The sequence below is a fragment of the Chloroflexus sp. MS-G genome (assembly GCF_000735195.1).
Classification (GTDB): Bacteria; Chloroflexota; Chloroflexia; order Chloroflexales; family Chloroflexaceae; genus Chloroflexus.
The window spans coordinates 1-5020 of sequence record NZ_JPIM01000186.1 but is presented as its reverse complement, the minus strand read 5'-3'; the positions used below and the strand labels follow the sequence as shown (position 1 = coordinate 5020).

The 5020-nt window shown below is 55.8% G+C and carries 4 protein-coding genes and 1 CRISPR repeat array; all 4 genes read right to left on the bottom strand.

What is annotated here, in order from left to right:
* Positions 1-42 precede the first annotated feature (42 nt).
* A CRISPR array of direct repeats spans positions 43-866; the repeat unit is 37 nt; unit sequence ATTTCAATCCCCTCGCGGGGATTTTGGTTTTTTGAAG.
* 172 nt (positions 867-1038) lie between these two features.
* The 4 genes from cas2 to JE47_RS0119385 all read right to left on the bottom strand — a co-directional run bounded on the left by cas2 (position 1039) and on the right by JE47_RS0119385 (position 4817).
* On the bottom strand, positions 1039-1320 hold the full coding sequence (gene cas2, locus JE47_RS0119400; protein WP_031461333.1) for a CRISPR-associated endonuclease Cas2: 282 nt from the start codon (positions 1318-1320) through the stop codon (positions 1039-1041).
* 19 nt (positions 1321-1339) lie between these two features.
* Positions 1340-2359, bottom strand: coding sequence for a CRISPR-associated endonuclease Cas1 (gene cas1 / locus JE47_RS0119395; RefSeq protein WP_031461332.1), 1020 nt, complete (start codon positions 2357-2359; stop codon positions 1340-1342).
* Complete coding sequence (gene cas6, locus JE47_RS0119390; protein WP_031461331.1) at positions 2337-3200, bottom strand: CRISPR-associated endoribonuclease Cas6; 864 nt, start codon at positions 3198-3200, stop codon at positions 2337-2339. Before cas6 ends, cas1 begins: the two co-directional genes overlap by 23 nt.
* Positions 3201-3365: 165 nt before the next feature.
* Positions 3366-4817: a hypothetical protein gene (locus JE47_RS0119385; RefSeq protein ID WP_031461330.1), complete on the bottom strand. Its 1452-nt coding sequence runs from the start codon at positions 4815-4817 to the stop codon at positions 3366-3368.
* Positions 4818-5020: the final 203 nt, after the last annotated feature.

The window sequence follows — 5020 nt, the reverse complement described above, 5'->3', positions numbered from 1 at the left end:
GGGATGTTGCATCGGTATTTCGTCGAACGCAGATTGGCGTGGATTTCAATCCCCTCGCGGGGATTTTGGTTTTTTGAAGCGCTAGGCGCGTTAAACTATTAATCTCATCACGCACCATCATTTCAATCCCCTCGCGGGGATTTTGGTTTTTTGAAGTAATTAATACTTCTGACGGTGTAGGCATCAACGCGACAACACTTTCATTTCAATCCCCTCGCGGGGATTTTGGTTTTTTGAAGCGACGCTGGTGACCCCAGCGCTGATGCAGCGCGTATGGATTTCAATCCCCTCGCGGGGATTTTGGTTTTTTGAAGATGATCCCACGCATGGGCGCGCAGAATCCCCTGCCGGAATTTCAATCCCCTCGCGGGGATTTTGGTTTTTTGAAGTTTCTAGCGATGTTCGATTGGTTGCTGCTGGTGCTGTCGGATTTCAATCCCCTCGCGGGGATTTTGGTTTTTTGAAGTTGTCATTTGAAGATGTGCAATGCACATTTCCAGAAGAAGTAAATTTCAATCCCCTCGCGGGGATTTTGGTTTTTTGAAGCAGATACGCGCCGTCGGCGCGCCGATGTTGTTTGATCAATTTCAATCCCCTCGCGGGGATTTTGGTTTTTTGAAGCTGAACGCAACGGTGAAACCGGCCCGCTCGACCATCGCGTAGTACATTTCAATCCCCTCGCGGGGATTTTGGTTTTTTGAAGCTGCGGCGTCGCGGTTAGAGTTGGCGAACGCGGCAGAGATTGTCGCATTTCAATCCCCTCGCGGGGATTTTGGTTTTTTGAAGCTTTTTGAGTAGCAGCGCGGCTGCGGCGTAGGGTTCGTTGAGAATTTCAATCCCCTCGCGGGGATTTTGGTTTTTTGAAGATACCACATCTGCGACCGCTTCGCAAGCGGCTCTATTGGGCTATTTGCGCGGTGAGTGTCTGCTGACGTGAATGTGTAAAAAGTTTTCATAGGTTGGCAAATGGAAAAGTGCCGTTTTTCTGCGTTCTGATGCAATTCCGCGCCGTTTGTGTGCCGGAGCTTTGCCCTGCGCTTAGAAGATGTAGATGTCTGGACTCGTCTCTGGCGGTGGCCCCTCGCCGATGACTTCGATGTGGTACCGACAGGCGTTGCAGAGTTGGTAGATGCGTAGGCGGTCGCCTTCGTCTGTTTTGATGAGGCGGTTGAGTTTCTGACGGAGCTGACGGTACGCTGCCGGTTCGAGGTCGCATTCAAAGACGCTCTCCAGGACGCGCTGGCCGTAGCCTTCAAGCAGGCGGGCAACTTTGAGCCGCCGTTGGTCGATGCTAATGTCGTAGCTGATGAGGTAGAACATTAGGTCGCTCCTCCGTCGCTTAGCGCGCTGTGAATGGTTCGTAGTGCTCTTGCTGGCCGCGAATGACGCGGGCCAGGCGACGGGCCTGTAAGATGATGCAGCGACTGTAGGGGACTTTTCCTGGTCCGCTGTCAGCGCCTTCGGGATGGGTGGCTTCGGTGTGCATCCGCTCTTCAAAGGCGGTGAGAAAAGCGCGTTTGCCTTCATCGGTGATGATCACCGGACGAGTTTCGTCGCCAGGCTGAAAGTGTTCGGGTCGGAGGCGACCGTCGTTGCAGACGCGCACGACCAGTGAGTCGACAAGCAGTGGCCGGAACTCTTCCATGAGGTCGAGGGCCAGCGAGGGCCGTCCGTAGTCGAGGCTGTGCAGGAATCCCAGGTAGGGATCGAACCCGGCTGCCTGCACGGCGCCGAGAACTTTGTGGGCGAGAAGTGTGTAGCCGAAGGACAGCAATAGGTTGACCGGATCGGGTGGCGGGCGCCGCTGCCGGCTGCGGAAATTCCATTCTGGCCCGATTAGACTGCGTAAGCCGGCGAAGTAACGGGCAGTAGCGCTGCCCTCCACACCGAGAAGCGCACTGTGACGAGTGGTGCGGCCAACACGCTTGATGTAGGCGTTGAGGTCGTCAGCCGCGGCAATAGCTTCCGGTGGTGGTGAGGCGCGGTTGCGGCTGAAGCGTTGCAGAAGTACGCGCTGATTGCGGAGTTTGCCTTCAACGAAGCTCTGCGCAAGTCTGAGCGATCGTGCGCTGTCGGCTGCGTAAGCGTATTGGGCCTGGCGCAATGCAACGTGGGCAGTGGTCTGCCCGATCAACCGCCCCTGGTAAGCTCCATCTACCGTCATGAAGGTTACTTCAATACCGCGATCTAGCAGTCGTTTGATCGCCGGTGTGCTGATGCCGATGTTGCCGAAGATGACAATGTCTTCGATTTTGACGAGCGGCACACTGCCGATGGTTTCACCGGTACGACGAATGATGATCCGTTCGCCGTCACAGCCGATTTCTGCGCCTTGTTCAATCAGATAGAGTGTCGCCATCGTTGTTCGCCTCACGGTAGTGCTGGTCAGTTGGTTTGGTGAGGAGACGGGCCTGTCCAAAGCCACGGGTGGTACCGGCGCCGATGCCACTGTAAAAGGCAAAGCGGGCCAGGACGTCGATGCAGGCTCGCCAGTAGCGGTCGTGGTTGATGCTGCGAAAACTGCATCGCCCAACAGCGCCGATTTGAATGACGCCACCGCTGGTTGGACTGGCGACACTGCGTAGCTCATAACGGTTGATGACCAGGCATTCAGCGGCGTATCGGCGTACTTCCTCTGGTAAAGCCAGCTCCGATGAGGCATTCCACTGGTCGAGCAAGCTGCCGAAGACCAGGTCTGGTAGAGGAATAGGAACGTTGATCCCACGCTGGCGAAAGGTAGTCGGCGATGCGAATTGAAATGTCCAGACGGTAGGAAGATGGTCAGGACGACTAAGAAGTGGCATGGCCAGCTCTTGATAGGTGGCGCTTCCGGCCCACGCATGGTCGGTGTTGCGGTCGGCACGAGCGATGATCCGCCAGGGAACGCCATCGAGGTCGAGTGGCTCAAGTGCAGCCGGTGTCCATCTGGCGGCGATGTGTTCGAGTTCGGGGCTGAGGAGGGTTACCCGCAGGTGGTAGTTCCGCTCAGGATCAACGGTCACCTGTGGTTCGCCGCTGAGTTCCCAGACATTTGAGACGGTAAGCGGTTTACGTCCGTTGTCGTCGTGGATGCGGGCAGCCAATGCCGGATCGGCGCGCTGAATGAGGCGAAGAATGGCGGCATGGGCTGCCCGATTGAGATGACCGGCCACCTGTGCGGTGGCAAGCGGCCGAATGGTGAAGACGATAGCCTGTGGCATTGTGAATCCCTCATCGATAGAGTTATGTTGTTGTTAAGGTACCACATCAGTGTTACGAGTATACAGTATATGCAATACAAACTGATAAGGCAATTGTTACCTCCCGCAAGCGGAGGGAGGGGGCAATTCCTGCAACAGGATTTTTTCGGGTTCGGCTCTCAGCTTTCACTCTTTACTTTGCAGCAAGCGCTCGAGGAGGTGATTGATCTGTTGGTACGGTGATGGTGGCAGTGGTTGCTTACAGACCGCTTCGTAGAGATGTTGTAGATGCGGTACGATCTGGTCGGCAGCGGTCGAACTGGCCTGCTGTCCGGCGAAGGCCCGCGCTAACCCAATCTTCTGTACGCCTTCCAGATGATGGGTCAGTTCGTTCCGTCGTTTAACCAGCTCGCCGAGCCTATCAATCGCCTGGAGCAATGCTTGTTGGTAGTGATCAGGTGGATAAAGAAGCTGGCCGATTAGTTCCCGCAAAACCGAGCGGTCGGCAGGCAAATCGCGTCGCGGGTCACGGTCACGAGACAGCGTGAACGGCTGTTGTTGCAGCCATTCGCGGGCAAGGTAGGGGCCGTCAGGGTCAGAGCTCCCCCGTCGATTGCGGAATTCAGCGCCTTGTAATAGACAGAGATAGCGGAGCAGATTCTCTTCAAACCGCACGACCTGAACGAGAAAATCTGCGTAGAGGCCGATCTCGTAGCGGGCAGCAGCGCCGTGCACGACTTCAGCCAGAAGCGAGCGGCGGTCAGGACTGACGACCTGGGCTTGCAGGGTAGCTAGTTCAGTTTGCCATGGGCCAGCATGATCGATTTTTGCCAGTGCTTTGCGGGCATTGGCAAAGTCAAAATTGAAGCGGTAATGAGCGTAGTCGAGTAAAGGGTCAATCAGGCTGGCCGCCTTCGGATCAAGACGGTCGGTAATAATCGCCTCTTGTTCGAGGAAGGTACGGGCAGCAGCAGCGTAGGCGTAAGTCGCTGCGTTTGAGCGCAGGGTAGCACGGAGTGGCGTTGCCAGCAATCGTTTGCCGGTATTGAGGGCAATCGGTATTTCCTGTGCGGGGTGAATGGAAAGAACCTCGGCGCGACTGCCAAACACTTCGGTGCCGGCAATCAGTAGACCGGTTGTCATTGCCGGTGTGCCGCCAGTCACCTCTAAGAAAGCAGTGTGTTGAGGGTATTGGTACTGTAATTTGGTCAACTGACGTTCAAGGAAGCGCAGAGTCAGGTCGTAATCTGATGGATCACAGCCTCGGTCACGCTCGTCGCGAATAGTCCAGATGGTGATTTGCTCAGTTGGTAGTGCTGGATAGGGCGTGTGCCCCTCACTGAGCAGACGACGAATGATCGCTGCCGAGTGGATGGTGTCGCTCGACCAGAATTGATCATTACCGTCAGGCGGTGGAGGTTGATCGGATGCGATCAGAATCACGTGATCAAGAGCTATTTGACGTTCGGCCAGGTATTGCAGGGCTTTGCCGATGATGGGCAACCGCAACGTGGCGTACAGCTCGTGATAGCGGGCCAGAACGGTCTCTGCCCATGTCCGTTCGCCGATGTTGTCTTTTGGGAAGGCCTTACTTACGACGTCGCGCCCACCGACATTACAGATCAAGATTGCGTTCATAGGTGAATATCCTGAATATAGAGATGAGATGTGAAAGTAATGATACAGTGATTTTACCGAGTGAGGGGTGAAAGGTGCACGGGGGGGCGGTGCCCGACCTCCCTCGCCGGCGTGCTGATAGGGTGAGCGCGGAGTGTACGCTGAAGTCTGTACCTGCGAGGGGAAGTGATGCGGGTCGGTGGAAGGAGTTTTCTGCTTCGGCT

Excerpts from the sequence above, each read along its gene's own strand:
- cas2 (WP_031461333.1), bottom strand. The coding sequence starts at position 1,320 with ATGTTCTACCTCATCAGCTACGACATTAGCATCGACCAACGGCGGCTC.
- cas1 (WP_031461332.1), bottom strand. The coding sequence starts at position 2,359 with ATGGCGACACTCTATCTGATTGAACAAGGCGCAGAAATCGGCTGTGAC.
- cas6 (WP_031461331.1), bottom strand. The coding sequence starts at position 3,200 with ATGCCACAGGCTATCGTCTTCACCATTCGGCCGCTTGCCACCGCACAG.
- JE47_RS0119385 (WP_031461330.1), bottom strand. The coding sequence starts at position 4,817 with ATGAACGCAATCTTGATCTGTAATGTCGGTGGGCGCGACGTCGTAAGT.